15 protein-coding genes are annotated in these 17,452 nt (G+C 67.4%); 10 read left to right on the top strand and 5 right to left on the bottom strand.

All coding sequences use genetic code 11. The annotated features are described in order from the left end of the window. Nucleotides 1–12: 12 nt before the first annotated feature. On the bottom strand, nucleotides 13–480 hold the full coding sequence (locus ACGFWI_RS25185) for a hypothetical protein (protein WP_393908278.1): 468 nt from the start codon (nucleotides 478–480) through the stop codon (nucleotides 13–15). 235 nt (nucleotides 481–715) lie between these two features. Here ACGFWI_RS25185 and ACGFWI_RS25180 point away from each other — a divergent pair, with 235 nt between their 5' ends. From ACGFWI_RS25180 to ACGFWI_RS25145, 8 genes are all read left to right on the top strand, one after another. Further along, nucleotides 716–1,537: a UbiA family prenyltransferase gene (locus ACGFWI_RS25180; RefSeq protein ID WP_393908277.1), complete on the top strand. Its 822-nt coding sequence runs from the start codon at nucleotides 716–718 to the stop codon at nucleotides 1,535–1,537. Further along, the gene (locus ACGFWI_RS25175; protein ID WP_393908276.1) at nucleotides 1,524–2,984 is read left to right on the top strand and encodes an FAD-dependent oxidoreductase; all 1,461 of its coding nucleotides are present in this window, start codon (nucleotides 1,524–1,526) and stop codon (nucleotides 2,982–2,984) included. The genes ACGFWI_RS25180 and ACGFWI_RS25175 overlap by 14 nt, the downstream gene beginning before the upstream one ends. 33 nt (nucleotides 2,985–3,017) lie before the next feature. Continuing rightward, entirely contained in the window at nucleotides 3,018–4,235 is a 1,218-nt protein-coding gene (locus tag ACGFWI_RS25170) for a cytochrome P450 (RefSeq protein WP_393908275.1), read from the top strand. A 13-nt stretch (nucleotides 4,236–4,248) separates the two neighbouring features. After that, nucleotides 4,249–5,016: a hypothetical protein gene (locus tag ACGFWI_RS25165; RefSeq protein ID WP_393908274.1), complete on the top strand. Its 768-nt coding sequence runs from the start codon at nucleotides 4,249–4,251 to the stop codon at nucleotides 5,014–5,016. 5 nt (nucleotides 5,017–5,021) lie between these two features. After that, entirely contained in the window at nucleotides 5,022–5,570 is a 549-nt protein-coding gene (locus tag ACGFWI_RS25160; RefSeq protein WP_393908273.1) for an ester cyclase, read from the top strand. A gap of 118 nt (nucleotides 5,571–5,688) precedes the next feature. Continuing rightward, complete coding sequence (locus tag ACGFWI_RS25155; RefSeq protein WP_393908272.1) at nucleotides 5,689–7,959, top strand: MMPL family transporter; 2,271 nt, start codon at nucleotides 5,689–5,691, stop codon at nucleotides 7,957–7,959. Nucleotides 7,960–8,122: 163 nt separating this feature from the next. Further along, nucleotides 8,123–8,293 carry a hypothetical protein gene (locus ACGFWI_RS25150; RefSeq protein ID WP_393908271.1) on the top strand — a complete coding sequence of 57 codons (171 nt, stop codon included), beginning with the start codon at nucleotides 8,123–8,125 and terminating at the stop codon, nucleotides 8,291–8,293. 239 nt (nucleotides 8,294–8,532) lie between these two features. Then, the gene (locus ACGFWI_RS25145) at nucleotides 8,533–9,747 is read left to right on the top strand and encodes a beta-ketoacyl-[acyl-carrier-protein] synthase family protein (RefSeq protein ID WP_393908270.1); all 1,215 of its coding nucleotides are present in this window, start codon (nucleotides 8,533–8,535) and stop codon (nucleotides 9,745–9,747) included. A gap of 253 nt (nucleotides 9,748–10,000) precedes the next feature. Here ACGFWI_RS25145 and ACGFWI_RS25140 read toward each other — a convergent pair whose 3' ends face one another. Both ACGFWI_RS25140 and ACGFWI_RS25135 read right to left on the bottom strand, forming a co-directional pair. Continuing rightward, nucleotides 10,001–11,170: a glycosyltransferase gene (locus ACGFWI_RS25140; protein WP_393908269.1), complete on the bottom strand. Its 1,170-nt coding sequence runs from the start codon at nucleotides 11,168–11,170 to the stop codon at nucleotides 10,001–10,003. Next, a complete protein-coding gene (locus ACGFWI_RS25135; RefSeq protein WP_393908337.1) occupies nucleotides 11,170–14,016 on the bottom strand; it encodes a CDP-glycerol glycerophosphotransferase family protein in 2,847 nt (948 codons plus the stop codon). Before ACGFWI_RS25135 ends, ACGFWI_RS25140 begins: the two co-directional genes overlap by 1 nt. A 659-nt stretch (nucleotides 14,017–14,675) precedes the next feature. Between ACGFWI_RS25135 and ACGFWI_RS25130 the strand changes: the two genes are divergently transcribed. Continuing rightward, nucleotides 14,676–15,536: a Bax inhibitor-1/YccA family protein gene (locus tag ACGFWI_RS25130; protein ID WP_393908268.1), complete on the top strand. Its 861-nt coding sequence runs from the start codon at nucleotides 14,676–14,678 to the stop codon at nucleotides 15,534–15,536. A 137-nt stretch (nucleotides 15,537–15,673) separates the two neighbouring features. Here the strand turns inward: ACGFWI_RS25130 and ACGFWI_RS25125 are convergent, their stop codons facing one another. Continuing rightward, nucleotides 15,674–15,901, bottom strand: coding sequence for a DUF4287 domain-containing protein (locus ACGFWI_RS25125; protein ID WP_030088455.1), 228 nt, complete (start codon nucleotides 15,899–15,901; stop codon nucleotides 15,674–15,676). 98 nt (nucleotides 15,902–15,999) lie between these two features. On the opposite strand from ACGFWI_RS25125, the gene ACGFWI_RS25120 reads away from it, so the two are divergent. Next, nucleotides 16,000–16,359 (top strand): hypothetical protein, encoded by a 360-nt coding sequence (locus ACGFWI_RS25120; protein WP_393908267.1) that lies wholly within the window; start codon nucleotides 16,000–16,002, stop codon nucleotides 16,357–16,359. A 19-nt stretch (nucleotides 16,360–16,378) separates the two neighbouring features. Here the strand turns inward: ACGFWI_RS25120 and ACGFWI_RS25115 are convergent, their stop codons facing one another. Next, nucleotides 16,379–17,335 (bottom strand): hypothetical protein, encoded by a 957-nt coding sequence (locus tag ACGFWI_RS25115; RefSeq protein WP_393908266.1) that lies wholly within the window; start codon nucleotides 17,333–17,335, stop codon nucleotides 16,379–16,381. Nucleotides 17,336–17,452 lie beyond the last annotated feature (117 nt).

Below are 17,452 nucleotides of genomic sequence, written 5' to 3'. Positions count from 1 at the left end.
GTGGCCCGGTGTTCAGTCCTCGGCGGCTGCGGACGGCGACAGCAGATGGAAGGTACGGCCCGCGACGAGCACGTACACCAGGTGTTTGCCACCGTCCACGAGCAGCACTTGGCCGTTCACCCGCTGCCCCTTGCCGGACAGGGCGAGCAGGGCCAGCCACGGCAGCCAGACGGCGCCCAGGTGCGCCAGCTCCAGTTGCCAGCCGGACACACGACGGCGGACCAGTGCCGCTCTGCTCAGGCCACCGAGGGCGCCGTATCCCCAGTGCAGCAGCGCGTTCACCAGCTCCGCCGAAGGGTGCGCCGGGCCCGTCGTACCGGCCGGGTCACGCTGTCCGGTCAGCGCCGTGGCTACCTCGCCCGGCTGGGTGGTGATGCCACCTCCTATGCCCCGGCGTTTCAGCTGGGTGCTGGCCACGGTGTATGCGGCGGTCCCGGCGATACCGGCGATGACGGCGCGGCCCGGAATTCTGCTGAGCAACGGCACGATTTTCCCCCTGTGTTGGTGAACTGCGGCATCGAATGAAATCGGGGCGCGGCAAATTATTGACCGCCGGAGTGCGACTCTGCAAGGGGTTGAGGAAATGGTGACGGAAAGCGCACCCACGAATCGTGTCGGTGCGGCAAGTACAACGGGGGAGCTCATCGGTTCGCTCGGCCGACTGGGAAAGGTAAAACTTTTCGAGATTTGGCTCGGCCCGATCATTTCCTGGTCGTTGACCATTGGCGTACAAGGACTGCATCTGAGGTCCACCGTACTGTGCCTGCTGTTCTTCGCGGTGATCGCCTTCGGCATGTGGTCCTCCCACGCATTCGATGACATCACCGGATACCGGGACGGCAGCGATCTGCGCAATTACGCACCGGAAAGAAAACGCAGCCAGGTCAAACCCCTGGTCCACGGCCAGCTGACGGTACGCACGGCGCAGATATTCGCGTTCGCCACCGCGGCGACCGCGGTGGCCTGCGTGGTGCTCTTCTGCGTTGTTGCCGACTTCCGGCCGTGGTGGATATTTGTCGGCGGTCTCGCCGTTGTGGTGCTCGGTGTTCAGTATTCGGCCGGAATCAACTTCAGCTACCGGTTCATCGGCGGCGGGGAAGCCGTCACCGGGGTCACCCTGGCGGCCAGTGTGCTGCTCCCGTACGCGGCCGCGACCGGGCGGTTCACCGCCGCCGCGCTGATCCAGTCGGTGCTGTTCGGGACCTGGCTGGTACAGGTGCTGATCTGCTCGAACAGCTCGGACGCCGACGACGACCGGCAGGTGGGACGGCGCACGGTCGCCGCGCGCACCTCGGAGCGCGCCAACCGGGTGTTCGTGGCCACGGTGTTCGCCTCGACCTGGGTGCTCGCGCTGGCCGGCACGGTGTGGGGCGCACTGAGCCCATGGACCCTGCCGGCCCTGCTGCCGGCCTGGACCCTGCAGGTATATGTGCTGCGCAACGGAATACGCGGCCAATGGCGGAATCGACGCAACTACGGATTCCTGGCGCTGCGCCTGGCCGTACTGGGGCTGGTGATCGTCAATGCCCTCGACTGAGCACACTGGCGCAGACACGTACGACGTGGTCATCGTCGGCACCCGGATAGCCGGTGCGGCGCTGTCCGCGCATCTGGCCGGGCAGGGCATGAAGGTGCTGGCCGTGGACCGGGCCACCTTCCCCAGCGACACGCTGTCCACCCACCTGATCCAGGTCAGTGGGGTGCGCTCGATGCAGCGGCTCGGCGTGCTGGAGCAGCTCCGGGGGACCGATGCGCCGTTCCTCACCGCGGCCCATGTGGTCTACGACGGGGTGGACCTGAGCGCCCCGGTAAAGGCCGAGGACGACTGGCCTCCGGGCGGGATCAGCATCAACCGCAACCTGTTGGACGAGATCCTGGTGAACGCCGCCCGTGCGGCCGGTGCCGACATCCGCACCAAGACTTCCCTGCGGGAGGTGCGTCGGGACGCCACCGGCCGGATCAACGGCGTGCTGCTGCGCACCCCGGAGGGCGAACGGACCATCCATACCTCGCTGTTGGTCGGCGCTGACGGCCGGAACTCCAAAGTGAGTGAACTCGTGGGTTCGCGCACCTACAACGTCACCGAAAACCAACGGTTCGTGTACTGGGCCGAGTTCGAAGGCGTCACCGAGACCGGACCGGCCTGCGTGCACCACCACCGGGACGGCGCCAACCTGACCGTGGCATTCCAGTCCGACGGCGGCCGCTTTGTGGTCATGATCTGCCCCGGGCTCGAAGAATTCGCCGCATTCAAACGGGACCTGGAGGCCAGCTACGACGCGGCGGTGGCCGCCTGCGCACCGCTGCGGCCGCTACTGGCCACGGCCCGCCGGTCGGGCCGGCCGATCGGCACCGCGTATGCGCCCGGCTATTTCCGCGAATCGGCAGGACCGGGGTGGGCGCTGATCGGGGACGCCGGCCACTTCAAGGACCCCACCCTCGGACAGGGCATCTCCGACGCCTTGCGGCAGGCCGAGATGCTTGCCCGGTATCTGCGCCAGGTCCACGTCGCGGACACCGGGCAGCTGGACCGGCGGCTGCGCCGCTGGAGCCGCTGGCGGGACCGGGACGCAGCGCCCATGTACTGGCTGGCCTGGGACTTCTCCAAGGCGGGTGAACTCGGCCCGCTGGAGCGGTCCTTGATGGCCTGCATCGGGGCGGACCCGGACATCCGGCAGAAGTTCGTGGACGGTGTGCTCTCCCACCGGGTATCGCCCTATGAGGTGATCGGCCCGCGGCTGGTGCTGCGAGCCGCGCGGCATCTGCGCGGGACGGGGCTGCGCCGCCGCGACGTGGGGAGGGTGCTGGGCGAACGCATCGCCGCCGAACTGCGCCACCAGATGCTGTTGCGCCGGCCGCGCTACCAACCGCTGCCGAGACCGTCCGGCGCGTCATCGGCGGCCAAGCTGCGCTCCGGGGATGCCTGGAGCGGCGATATCGCCGATGACGACAGCACCGTTGCCATGCAGGCGAAGCGGACATGACGCACTAGGACCGCACCACGACAGGGAGCAGATGTGAGGACAGACATCGCATCGGTCGATTTCGCGCTGGACGCGCGTGACTTCCGCGCAAACCCGTACGACAGGTACCGGGAACTACAGGAAAAACACCGGATCTTCTGGCACGACGGCTACGCCGCCTATGTGGTGCCCGGCTACTCGGACGTCATGGACGTACTCAAGAGCAGCAAATGGAAGGTCCGGCCCGGCTCCAACTTCCTCGAACGCCAGCTGGCCGCCAACGAAACCGTCAACCAGCTGATGCAGGGCTTCTACTACTTCCTGGACGAGCCCGAACACCGACGGCTGCGCAGCATCGTGTCCACCACCTTCACCCCGCGCATCGTGCTGAACTTCCGTGAGCGTATCCAGCAGATCCTGGACGAGTTGCTGGATCAGACGCTGGCCAAGAACGGCACCGTCGAGTTCATGAGCGAGATCTCCTACCCGATGACCATCAGGGTGATCACCGAGATCCTCGGCGTGAGCGAGGAGGAGGACCACACATTCTTCGCCGATCTGGGTCTTGCCCTGGCCGGACTGTTGGAATGGGACGCCCCGGTGGAACGGGTACTGGCCGGCGGCGAATCGATGATGGCGATCAGCAATCGATTCGTCGATGTCCTGGACGCGCGACAGCAAGAGCCGCGCAAGGACCTGATCAGCGCGCTGATCCAGGCTCAGGCGGAAGGCCGGGCATCGGACAGCTTCGAGATCATCTTCATGTGCGTGCTACTGGTCACGGTCGGCTATGAGACCACCATGAACCACCTGGGCAACGGCGTGTATTCGCTGTTGTCCAACCTGGACCAGTACGAGCGGCTGCGCACCGAGCCGGCCATCACCTCGCAAGCCATCGACGAACTGCTGCGCCACGAGGCCCCGGTGCAGGTCACCTCCCGTGTCGCCATCGAGGACATCGACGTCGCCGGCACCACCATCAAGGCAGGCGAGCAGGTGGTGGTGCTGCTCGGCGGAGCCAACCGGGACCCCCGTGAGTTCCCCGACCCGGACCGGCTCGACCTGACCCGGGCCAACGCCGGCAAGCACATGACGTTTGTGCACGGCCCGCACTACTGCCTCGGCGCCGCGCTGGCCAAGACCGAGGGCGAGATCGTGTTCGGCACGCTGGCCCGGCGCTTCCCCCGTCTGCGGCTGAGCGGGAAGCACGAGTGGCGGGACACCGCCATCCTGCGCTCGCTCGACCGGCTCCCCCTCGAACTGGAAGGCTGAGGTGTCCCTTCATATGACGCAGAATGTGCACAGCCGGGCCGCGCTGCGCTTCGGCGGCTGGCTGGCCATCGCCGGCACGGTCCTGTCCCTCGTAGTCAATGCGATGCACCCGCACCAGGACATCCCGACCGATCCCTTCATGCACGAGGTACATCACACCGACTTCTGGATCCCGCTGCACGTCGGCATCGTCTTCGCGCAGATCCTGGACATGATGGCGATGCTGGCCATCGGCCGTACCCTGCGCAATACCCTCCGGTCCGACCTGGTTCGCTACGCCGACGGCGCCGCGGTGCTCGCCGCAGCGGTGATGCTGGTGCTGATGGGACAGGACGGATTCACCACCAAGCACCTCGCCGACTACTACCAGAACAGCACCGGCGTGACGCAGCAGGCCGCGTACCCGGTCGCGTACGCATTCCTGCTCCTGCTGCTGGCCGGACTCGGACTCTGGTACCTGGTGTTCTTCGGCATCGCCATGCCCCTCTACGCGTTCGTGATGCTGCGCAGCACCCTCTACCCGCGCTGGCTCGCGCTCCTCGGCCTGTTCTCCGGCGCCTGTGGCCTGATCACCGGCACGCTCATCTATGCGCTCGGCTCCTCGTTCCTGGTGACCACGCTGATGTTCCTGGTGTTCTCCGTCATGGGCTTCGGCTGGCTGGCGGCCACCGGCATCTACCAGCTCCGGGCGGCCAAGGAAGCCGCACCGGCCGAATCGCCGACGAGCGCCTCCGATGACGAGGCGCCGGCCATGGCCGGCACGACCGGCGAAGGGGCGTGAGAAGGATGAGCACCGAGCCGAACACCTCGCCGTCCACCGGAACCGACACCCCGACCACCGAGGAAGCGGCCGTCGCTTTGGTGCGCCGGTTGTACGACGCGTACAACGCGCGGGACATGGACGGCCTGCTGGCCTGCTGGCACCCTGGCGGTATCGAGCATCTGCCACTGGTCGGCGACATGACCGCGCCCGACCAACTCCGCGGCCACCTCAATGCGTTCTACGGGTCATTTCCCGACGCCCACACGGAGGTCATGAGCTTGGTCGCCGACACGGAGGGCAGGGTAGCCGCCCAGGTGCTGCTGACCGGCACCTTCACCGGCACCCGGTTCAACGGTCTGCGTGCCAACGGCCGCCGGTGGAGTGCCCGGATGTCGGAGTTCTTCGTCGTCGAAGACGGACTGATCAGCCGCCTGGACGTCTATATGGACAACATGGATCTCGCCCGGCAACTCGGGCTCCTGCCCCCCGACGGCGGTCCGATGGAGAAGGTGTTGCGTGGCGCGTTCAACCTGAATGTCGCGCTCCGTGGAGCGCGCGGGGCACGCCCCTGACCGTAAGTGCGGATTTATTCTCGCGAGCAAAGTTCTCATCAAGCGGATCGCCAGAATCCATAGCACGCGCAATTACGGCTGATACGGTTGATCGATAACTGCTGGGGGTGGTTTTGAGTTGGCCGAAAACAAACAGGTGCGAGACCGTCGGGTCCGTGCCCTCGAGCGCAACCCTAAGAAGGTACTCGGTGTCGCAGCGATCATCCTGTTGATCACCCTCGGCTTCGGAATAGGTGTCATCCCGTCGCTTTCCGGCGGGGGCTTCGACGCTACCGGCACCGAATCGGATGTCACCGCACAGTCCCTGCACCACGAGTTCAAGGTCGGCGACGCGGACGCCGCCTTCCTGATCACCGCCCGTAAGGGCACGGTGGACAGCGGGGAGGTCAAGGCGGAAGGTCTCCGACTTGGCAAGAAAGTCCGCGCCAAACCTGGCGTCGAATCCGTCATTTCCTATTGGGAGACACCGGCCCTCGGCGGCCTGAGCGGCAAAGACCATAAACAGGCTCTGTTGTTGGTTCAGCTAAGCGGCAGTCAAAACGATAAAAGCGACTGGCTGAACGCTGCGCACGACCGGTATGACGCTGGACAAGGAACGCTGGGAATTGAAATCGGCGGGAACGCCGAGGTGTTCCGGGCGATTCAGGACCAGATCGTTGTCGACCTGGTCACCTCAGAAGCGATCGCCGTACCGCTGAGCATGATTTTGCTGCTGTTCGTGTTCCGGAGCGTGATGTCCGCGCTGCTTCCAGTGGCGATGGGCGCGCTCTCCGCCGGTATCACTTTCTTTGTGCTACGGCTGTTGTCGATGTTCACCGAGGTATCCATTTTCTCGCTGAACCTGACCAGTGCACTGGCTCTGGGGCTCGGTATTGACTACGGCTTGCTGATGGTGACCCGATTCCGGGAGGAACTGGCGGCCGGCCGGGAAGTGCCGGACGCGGTGCTGCGCACCCTGCGCACGGCCGGCCGGACCGTGTTGTTCAGCGGCATGATTGTCGGCCTCTCTCTCGCCACCCTCCTGCTGTTCCCCCTGCCGTTCCTGCGGTCGTTCGCCTATGCGGCGGTTCCCTCGGTGTTCGGCGCGGTGTTCGGTGCGCTGGTGGTGTTGCCCGCGATGCTGCGGCTGCTGGGCCGCAACATCGAGAAGTGGCCACTGCCCAAGCTCCCCGGACTCAATCCGAGCGAGAAGAGTTGGGGTCGGCTGGCCCGCTGGGCGATCCGCCGTCGGTTCCCCGTGACGGCACTGCTGGTGGTCGCCCTCGCGGTGCTGGCCGTGCCGTTCCTGCACGTAAAAATCGGCAAGGACGATGAGAAGGTGCTGCCGGCGGAGGCACAGGTCCGGGCGGTGCAGCAGCGGATCCGGGACAACTTCCCCGGCAATACGGCATTCCCCGTCAATGTCTACCTCCCCGGCCTCAGCGGCGGGAAGAACGACAAACCTGCCCAGGAACGCATCCTCCAGCAGATCAGCACCATGCCCCATGTCAGCCTGGTCCGTTCCGCGGAAGGGGTCTGGGAGAACGGCCGGCTGGCTCACCCACTGCCCGGCTCCGGATCGGTCATGGCCAACGCGGACAACTCGTTCGTCTCGGCGCTGCTCAAGCCGGATGTGGACGTGTACTCCCCACAGGCGGAGCAGACCGTGCACGACATCAGGGCGATGAGCTATAAGGGCCGACATCCGCAACTCACCGGCGAATCGGCCCGGTTGGTCGATGACAAACAGTCCATCGGCGACCGGCTGCCCTGGGCCATCGGCCTGATCGCCGTCTTCAGCTTCCTGCTGACGTTCCTGCTGACCGGCAGCGTCGTCGTGCCCTTGAAGGCGCTGTTCCTCAACCTGCTGAGCCTCACCGCGACATTCGGTGCAATGGTCTGGGGTTTCCAGGACGGGCATCTGCAGAAACTGCTCGGCTTCACCTCGTCCGGCTACCTCGACAACGCCATGCCGGTTCTCATGTTCTGCGCCGCGTTCGGCCTCTCCATGGACTATGAATTGTTCCTGGTGTCCCGGATCCGCGAGGAATACCTGATCAGCAAGGACAACAACGCCGCGGTGGTCGAGGGAATCAAGAAGACCGGCGCGGTCTTCACCTCGGCGGCGTTGCTGCTCGCCGTGGTGTTCGCAGGGCTGATCGCCTCGAAGGTGTCCATCATCAAGATGGCGGGCCTGGGCATCGTGCTGGCGATCTTGATGGACGCCATCGTGATCCGCTCGCTGCTGGTGCCCGCACTGATGGGCATGATGGGCAAGGCGAACTGGTGGGCACCAGGATTCCTGAGGCGGCTGCACAGCAAGGTGAATCTGTCCGAAGTAGCCGATCCCGAAGAGCCCGCAGAGGAATATCCGCCGACCCACCCGAAGCGCACCGCCAAGGTCAACTGACCCCCTGGCCTTCGAACGGGACGCACTCCCACAAGCCTTGTGGGAGTGCGTCCCGTTGCCGGTTGAACAGCGCGGGTCCGGTACGAGAACCAGAGTTCTGGGGATCGGTGAGGCAAGAGACCTTGCAAGGGCCTTGGCATGACGCCAGGGGGTCTCACCCCGGATGCGCCTGACCTCCCCCGCGCTGTCTGCTGATTGCCTGGTAGGCACGGCAGACGACGGGGAAGACCTCGATCTCGCCCCCGTACGCAAGGCCATTCAGGACACCGGCTGCTTCGGTACGGATGATCTGATCGACGGGAACTGCTGCTTCCCCTTCGCGCCGGGGGAGTGAGTGGGGGCGCGCGCTCGGTCCTGTGCGCCGTCCGGGCCCGGACAGGACCGGCCCGGAATGGACGGGCGGATCATGGTTCCGCCGGGCGCGGAGAAGGTGCGGTCGGTTGTGGAGATATCACAACTTGCCGACGGCGCATCGGTCCCCTTCTCGCCTGTTCAGCAAGTGAATTGCTGAGATGATCTCTACAAGACCCTCATGGGTTTTGTGCAGTGTCTATGAGATCAGAGGAGACGAAGATGGCCGAGAACGGTCAGGTGCTGGTGACGGGTATCGGAGCGATGACTCCGGTCGGCGCCGATGCGTCATCGTCCTGGTCGGGGCTGCTGGCGGGAAAGTCCGGTGTGCGCGCGCTGGAGGAGGCGTGGGCCACTGACCTCCCGGTGAGCATTGCGGCCGGACTCCCCGAGGACCCGGCCGCCGCGCTGCCCCGTGTGGAGGCCCGGAAGCTGGACCGCGGCGAGCAGCTCGCGATGCTCACCTCCCGGGAGGCCTGGCAGGACGCCGGCGCTCCCGGCGTCGAGCCCGAACGGCTGGCCGTGGTCATCGGCACCGGCACCGGCGGTGTGCTCACCACCCTCGGCCAGGACGACCTCTTCGAGAAGTCCGGGGCGCGCCGGCTCTCGCCGTTGGCGGTCCCCATGCTGATGCCCAACGGACCGGCCGCCTGGGTGAGCATGGACCTGGGCGCCAAGGGCGGGGCCAGGACGCCGGTCAGCGCCTGTGCGTCCGGTGCCGAGGCGCTCGCGATGGGCCTCGATCTGCTCCGCGCCGGGCGGGTCGACGTGGTGGTCGCCGGCGGCGTCGAGGCCTGTCTGCACCCGTTCACCCTCGCCGCCTTCGCCCAGATGAAGGCGCTCTCGACGCAGTCCGAGGACCCGGAGTCGGTGTCCCGCCCGTTCGATGTGGCCCGCAGCGGCTTCGTCATGGGCGAGGGTGCGGGAATCATGGTGCTGGAGCGCGCCGAGTTCGCCCGGGCCCGCGGCGCCAAGACGTACGGCACGCTGGCCGGCAGCGCCGTGAGCTCCAGCGCGAACCACATCACGGCCTCCGACGCAGCAGGTCAGGTCCACGCCATCGAACTGGCCCTGCGGGATGCGGAACTGACCCCGCAGGACATCGGCCATGTGCACGCCCACGCCACCTCCACCGAGTCCGGCGACCTGGCGGAGGCCGAGGCGATCGGCCGCGCCGTGGGCACCCATGCCTCGGTCACGGCCACGAAGTCCATGACCGGCCACATGCTGGGGGCCTCCGGCGCGGTGGGCGCGCTGGCGGCGCTGCTCGCACTCAAGGACGGCGTGGCGCCCGCCGTCCGCAACCTTGACGCACTGGACCCGAGGATCGACCTGGACGTGGTGCAGGGCGAGAACCGCACCGGCCGGTGGAACGCCTCGCTGGCCAACTCCTTCGGCTTCGGCGGACACAACGTGAGCCTGGTCTTCACCAAGTGACCACGGCCGCTCGGCCGGTCCTGCGGGGGCAGAAGACGTGGGCCGTCGAAGTGGTGGCGGCCGGCCGGGCCATGCATCACCCCACCGCGGCCCGTCGCCTCATCGAGGGGTGCCAGACGGCCGGATTCCCCGGCCCCGCAGGCGCGCATCGAGCGGCTCACCCACAGGGAGACCGACGTGCCGGAGGGGCCGCCACGAAAGCACGTGGCGGCCCCTCCGTACGCGGAGTTGTCGGCTCAGCGCCCCATGAGCGTCACCGCTCCACGAGGGCGAACAGGCTCTCCCAGCGGCCGAGGATCTCGTCCGTGGAGAAGCGCTGGATGTTCTCCCGGGCCGTGGTGCCCATCGAGTCCCGGAGGTCCTTGTCGGACATCAGGGTGTCGAGGTGCCGGGCGAATTCGGCGATATTGCCCGGGGGCGCGAGGAGCCCGTCCACGCCGTCCGAGATGATCTCGTGGACGCCCGGCGCCACATCGAACGCCACACACGGCACGGCCGTCGCCATCGCCTCCATGGGCGCCAGCGGGAAGCCCTCGCCGCGCGAGCTGAGCGCGAAGACCGCGCTCTCGCGCAGCGCGCCCGGCACATCTGCCGTCCGGCCCATCCAGGCGACCGTGGCGGCGATCCCGAGCTCCGCGGCCTGCTTGCGCAGCGCCGCCTCCTCCTCGCCGGAGCCGTAGATCCGCAGCATCCAGTCGGGGTGCTGCGGCGCGACCTTCGCCCAGGCCTCCAGCAGCAGGTCCACGCCCTTCTCCTCGTGGAGCCGGCCGATGCTGACCACACACTTGCGGGAGCGGTCCGAGGGGACCTCGGGGAAGAACGGCAGCGGGTTCGGCATGAAGCCGACGTTGTCCATCCGCTGCCGGATCCAGCGGTCGGCATCCTCCCGGGTGAGCGTCAGCATCCGGTCGACGCCCTGGTAGAACCGCTTGACCCGGCCGAAACGGGACGACTTACGGCAGGTGTCGAACGATTCATGGCTCATCCCGATCACCGTCAGACCCGCGGTGTCGGCCAGGGCGACCCACTCCATCGCCCACACCTGCGTGACGATCACCACGCCGTCCGGCTTCGCCGCCCGGAAGAGCGCGCTCATCTTGGCCGCCTGCTCCTGCATACCGGCCTCGCGGGCGGTCCGGCGGCGCTGCTCGGCGAGGTTGAGCTTGTCCTTGAGGCCCCGCACGGGGCGGACGGCCGGCGGATGCTCGGCGTAGAGCGTGGTGGTCCGGAACGGCAGGTCGGCCGCCAGCTCGTGGCCCCGCCCCTCGGGAGGCGGCACCACGCCGACGATGTGCACCCGGTGGCCCTGCTCGCTGAACAGGCGCGCCATCTGGTGCGACCAACTGGTGATGCCGCCCATCTCGTTGACGCTGTTGGAGACGAAGAAGATGTCCCGCGGCTCGGCTGCGTACGACTTGGTCATCAACGGCTCCACTGCGCGAAAAACTGATCGACGATGCTCTGGGCGGCGTTGCCCCGGTCGTATTCTCCGAACTTGGCGACGAATTCCTTGCGGCTCTTCGCGTATTCCAAAGACTGCGACTCGAACGACTTGATCGCCTCGTGGAAATCGTCCTCGGTGTGGATCACCGGGCCCGGTGCATGCTCCAGCAGATCGAAGTAGGTGCCACGGCCCTCGTGCACATACTCGTCGTAGTCGTAGGTGAAGAACACCAGCGGCCGGTCGAGCAGCGCATAGTCGAACATCACCGAGGAATAGTCCGTGATCAGCCCGTCGGCCAGCTCCAGCAGGGGTGTTACATCGTGGCGCGCCGATACGTCGATGACCCGGCCCTCCACGGTCGGTGGCAGCACCACATGATTGAGGTAATGCGAGCGCACCAGGAGGACATAGCGGTCGCCGAACTGGTCGGCGAAACGCTCCACGTCGAAGGGCAATTCGAAGCGCCCGTGCCGCCCGCCCGCCTTACGGAACGTCGGCGCGTAAAGCAGCACGGTCTTGTCGTCGGGAATGCCCAACTCCGCGGCCAGCGCCCCGCGTTCACGCGCTCCCAGCGCCGCTTCCCGCTGCCGGGCGCGGACCAGTGCGTCATTGCGGGGGTAGCCCACCCGCAGCAGGGTCTTCTCCTTGAGCCGGAAGGCCTTGGCCAGGGTGTGCACATCGTGCTCGGAGCGGATCAGGAACCGGTCGAAGCGGTCCAGCGAACGCTGCTGCTCCGCCTGCTGCTGCCGGGTCTGCGCCTTCAGCGACGGCTGGTCGAAGCCCATGTTCTTCAGCGCCGAGCCGTGCCAGGTCTGGAGGTAGGTGGTCTCCGGGCGCTTGGTGAGCTTGAGCGGGTAGCTCTGGTTGTCCACCCAGAACTCGGCCTGCGCCAGCGCCTTGAGATAGGGCAGCGACCAGCGCCGTACGAGCGTGACGCCCTTCGGGAACTCCTTCGGGGACCCGGTGTACGACCAGATCGCCTCGAACTCCAGGCCCTGGCGGCGCATCTCCTCGTAGATCGCGCGCGGGCTGTCGCTGTACTGCTTGCCGAGGTGGCTTTCGAAGACCACCGTGCGCTTCTTGATCGGCAGCCGGCTGAACACCTCGTGATAGGCGCGGAGTTTGTTGTCGCCGGAGGTGACCTTCTTGCGCAGCTCCTTCGCCTTGCGGTAGCCGGTCTTGGCCAGCGTCCCGGGCTTGCCGCGCACCCCGCGGGCGATCAGTTCCTGTACGCGCTCGGCGTTACGGCTCTCGCTGACCAGGCGGAACGCCAGATGCCCCTTGGCCGAGACATGCGGTTCGAGGCGATCGGCGACCATCCGCGACAGCCGCGGCCGCACCGGCAGCCCACCGGACAGCTCGGTGTCGGCGACGGTGAGCCGGCTCGTGGTGCGCACCCCGTCCACGTCCAGGCGCAGCCGTACGTCCCAGATGGTGTCGACGATGCCCAGCGGGCGCAGCTTCGCGGTGAGGTCGGCGGTGGTCTCCCAGTGGATGGCGTCACCTTCGTGGCGCAGCTCCCGCACCGGGAAGTGGAAGGACTGCAGGCTGCGCCGCCGGGCGCTGAACTCCAGCTCGCCCTTGAGCTGCGCCCCGGGCGGGATGATGCCGAGCGGATTGTTGATCCGGCCGGTCAGTGAGACGGACCTGCCGGACTCGCTGAAGCCGGTGAGCTGATTGCGCAGGAACAGCTGGTTGACCGGCTTCTCGTGGTAGCCGATGTCGGTCACGTCCAGTACGGCGCGCCCGAACGCATCGTCGGTGTAGCCGTCGCACCAGAAGATCCGGCCGTCGTGCTCGGCGAGCGGCGAGGAGACCTTGTCGCGGTTGATGAGCGTGTCGACCGCCGGGATCAGGTTGTCCCAGTCACCCTGCTGGAGCAGATACGCACAGATGGCCTGTATCGGCTGCACACGCTCGTACGCCTCGGGGGCGATGCTTTCGAGGTATTCCCGGGAGAGCTCGGCGAACTCCTGGCGGTAGGAATCGTCGCGGAACGGCAGATCCCGCAGATGCAGCACCAGGTCGTGCTTGAGGAATTTGACGTCCTTGGCGAGCTTCATCTCGGCCAGCCCGCGCTTCGCCAGCATGGCGTCGATGCGTCTGTGAATTTCCAGCCGGTGGGAGTAGTTACTCATTTCGTGCCGCCGGTTCGTCACCGACTTCACGGCGGCCTGCTCATGGACGTGCCAGAAGTAGACCTGATTGGGAATCAGGGTGATGCGCTGTGCCGCAAGATAGGCTTCGGCGATAAATACCAGGTCCTCGTAGAACATTCCCTTGGGGAACAGGAGATTGTTCTCGACGAGGAATTCCCGGCGATAGCATTTATTGGTGCACAGGGTGTCCCAGACGAACAGGTCCGGCAATTCCGTGACGGATTCCAGCGTGCGGGTGGTGGAATACAGCCAGGCGTACCACTCGTCGCGCTTCTGGTTCCGGGTGTCCATGTGCAGCCGGACGGTCAGTCCGGAAACAATGTCCGACCCGGTTTCCTCCGCCGCCTCCAGCATATTTCTGCACGCATTGAGTTCCAGGACGTCATCGCTGTCCAGGAACATGACGTACCGGCCCTCGGTGTGCTGGATGCCGACGTTCCGCGGCTCGCCTCCCGCACCACTGTTCTCCGGCAGCCGGCAGGCTCTGACCCGCCCCGGATGATCGGCCGCGAGTTGCTGCGCCACTTCGAAAGAACGGTCGGTGCTGCAGTCGTCGACGATCACCACCTCGACGTCCCGGAGCGTTTGATCCAGCACGGACTGGACCGCGATCGGCAACCGGTCGGCGTCGTTGTAGACGATGACGACTACTGAGACGTCAGGCACAGGCACCTCAACCCTCTTTCGCTACTGTTTCCCGCCAGAATAGCCCTATCTGTCCCTCCGGATAACAACCGATCGCGTCCATGGTGCTACGGATGGTGAGCCACGGGAGCATCGAGAAGGGGCACTCCGGCGTTCGGATCTTGACCATGCGTCAGCCCCGCAGATCCACCCGCCGGGGCAGGCTCCGGCCAGCAGGGAAGACGGGACCCCCCGCGAATCGGTTGCCTGCCCCGTCATGTGACGTCCGTTGCGATCAGACATTTATCGGATTCCGCGCGAAGCGGCAGCGGGAAGGCGTCCCCGGGGAAGCCGAGGGAAATGGCAGTTCGGGCACGGCGGCATCACACGACGACAACAGACGACGACAAGAGGACGGCAAGAGCTCGGCGAGGCAACGGCAAGAGCACAGCAAGAGATCGAATACCCGGAATGCCGGTGACGGGACGACGTTACGGTGTAACGGCAGGACCGCCGGCCGGTCGGGTGCCGGGCGTCCGGGCCCCGCTCCGGGCACCTCTCCGCCCTCTCAAACGTCCTCCTCATGGAGGAGGCGTCCGGGCGGGTTCAGGGAAAGATCCTGCTCAAGAACTAGCGACGCCCTTTTGCCAAGCCATTACGCTTGCCGTCAAGGCCGCGCAGGGCGGCCATGGAGGAGTGAGATGAGGAGCAGCAACCCGGTCTTCTCGCGTCGGGGGTTCAGCCGCGACACCGGCTACGCGGGCTTCAACGCGCCGCCGCAGGCCGGGGGCGCCGCGAACCCGTACGCCGGAACGAACCCCTACGCGCAGGGCGGCAACCCGTCCGCCCAGGACCAGCAGCAGGCCACCCAGGCACCGCCGCAGTACACGCCGCAGACCCGCCCGATGACGATGGACGATGTCGTCGCGCGCACGGGCATGACGCTCGGCACGGTCATCGCGGGCGCCACCGTCGGCTGGCTCTTCCTGACCCAGAGCCTCGGCTTCGCGATCGGCGCCGGTCTGGTCGCGATGGTGCTGGCGTTCGTGCAGTCCTTCAAGCGCAAGCCGTCGCCCGCGCTGATCCTGGCGTACGCCGCGCTGGAGGGCGTGTTCCTCGGCGCGCTGAGCGGCTTCATCAACGGCCTGCCGAACATGAACGGCGCCCCCATGCAGGCGGTGCTGGGCACGATGGCGGTGTTCGTCGCCATGCTGGTCGCCTACAAGACGCGGATCGTGCGGGTCACCGCCCGCTTCACCCGCTTCGTGATGATCGCCGCGCTGGGCTTCGTCCTGCTGTCGATGGTCAACCTGCTGTTCATGGTGTTCGGCGGCGGTGACGGCCTCGGCTTCCGCAGCGGCGGCCTGGGCATCGTCTTCGGCATCGTGGGCGTGGTCCTCGGCGCGCTGTTCCTGGCCCTGGACTTCAAGCAGGTCGAGGACGGCATCGCCTACGGCGCTCCGCGCGAGGAGTCCTGGCTGGCGGCGTTCGGTCTGACGCTGACGCTGGTGTGGATCTACATGGAGATGCTGCGGCTGATCTCGATCCTCCGGGGCGACTGACCCCGTACGACGCCGCGGCGCGGGATGCGCCGTACGCGCCGTACGAAGGGCCCGTGGGCAATGTGCCCGCGGGCCCTTCGGCGTGGTGAGTGAGGAGTGTTCCGAGCCGGACCGGGACCGAGCCCCGTCACCGCGGATCAGAACTTGCGCGCGGCGCGCCTGAGGTCGTGTTCATGGACGATTGCCTTGGCGTGGCCGTAGGCGAGATTGTGCTCGCCACGAAGCCAGCTGACCTTTTCGTCGAAGCGGAAGAGAGCGGGGCCTTCCTCAACGGTGCGGAGCCAGTCGGAGATTTCCCGGCCGGTGCAATGCGGGATACGGGAGAGCATGTTCCGGTGGGTCTCTTCGGAGAAGAGCTGAGACATCGGCGCCTCCGGACGCGGTCGATGCTGGTTCTTCAGCCCACCGTGCCTGAGCGTTGGGGCGTTGGCAACCACCCCGGGGTGGCGCATAGGCTCGCGGCGTGCTTGACGTGACCCCCCTGCAGACCGCCGTCGACGCCCTCGCCGACCGCCTCAGATCGCTGCCGCAAAGCAGGATGCATCGCGGTGCCGCGGCCGAAGGGCTCGCGCTGGCGCGGCAGTTGGCGACCCGGGCGCAGCTGATCGAGCGGCCGGGGGAGACCCCGTACGAGCTGCCGGACGCCGGGATGTTCGCGGCCGGGGACCAGCTGGCGGTGGCCGGACACGATCTTGTCGAGGCGCTGCGGGCCGCGGCGGTACGGATGGCCGACGGAACGGGGGACTCTGACGCGAAAGTGGCCCCCGCCGAAGAGCTGGCGGAGGCCGTGCGATACGTCCGGGCGGCGGCGGAACGCTGCTGACGCGCGCCGCCGCGCCAGGTCAGAGCGAGGCGATGACGCGGTCGGCGAGGATGTAGACGCTGTCCTCGCGGCTCTCGCCCCAGGAGAAGGTCAGTGCATACGCACCGGAAATACCGGAGCCGCCCAGCAGCACGGGAGTGAGCCCCGCGTGCAGTGCGCCGGCCACGCGCTCCGCGGTCTCGCGCTGCCCGGGGGTCAGACAGAGCGTGGTGCCGTCGGTGAAGACATAGACGTCCAGGGTGCCCAGCGGGCCGGGGCGTACGTCCGCGAGCGGGGTCGCCTGCTGCGCCAGCTCCTCCAGGCGCGCGACGGTGCGCTCGTGATCACTGATCACCGGGGACGGGGCGAAGTCGGGGTGCGAGGGGTGGCGCCGGCGCGCGGCGGCCAGCTCGGCGGACTCGGTCTCCTCGACGGGCTCCAACTCCGGCGCGTCCAAGGCGTCCATGGACTCCATCGCGTCCATCGCCTCCAGGGCGTCCCGGCCCAGCAGCGGTTCGAGGCCGGCCAGGTCCGCCTGGCGCGGCAGGAACGGCTGGGTGTCGAGCCGGTCGGTCTCCTGGCGCTCGGGCAGTTCGCGCTGGTCGGCGCGGGCGTCGAGGAAGCCCTCGTCACCGAGGCCGACGAGGCCGCCCAGCAGCGACGGGGCGTCGGCGGCGTCCCTGGCCTCCTGGGCGGCCCAGAAGGCGCGGGCCTCGGCCAGTTCGCGCTCGCGCTCCTCGGCCAGGGCATCGGCGACGGCGGCGCGTATGTCGGCGAGCGGGGTCTCGACGGACGGGGTGGTGCGGGCGGCCGGGATGCTCGCCACGGCCGGGTGCACCGCCTCGGCGCCCGCGACGGCGTCCTGACGGGCCGCGCTGAGCTCGGCGTGCAGCTCGGCGATCTGGCGGCGCAGGGCGCGGGCCGTGTGCAGGGCGGCGGCGCCCAGCGCCACGGCGGCCGCCGCGGCCAGCAGCAGGACGAGGGTGGTGACGCTCATGCCGAAACCTCTCTTTGTTCGGTCTCGCATGCGCGAGACGCGGTGATGCGCTCCCGGCCTTCGGCCGGGACGATCCCCATGCGGCGCTCGCTCATGCGTCCTCCCCACTTCGCTCGG

It is taken from the genome of Streptomyces sp. NPDC048434 (assembly GCF_043200375.1).
Lineage (GTDB): Bacteria > Actinomycetota > Actinomycetes > Streptomycetales > Streptomycetaceae > Streptomyces.
This window is presented reverse-complemented; position numbering and strand designations above follow the sequence as displayed.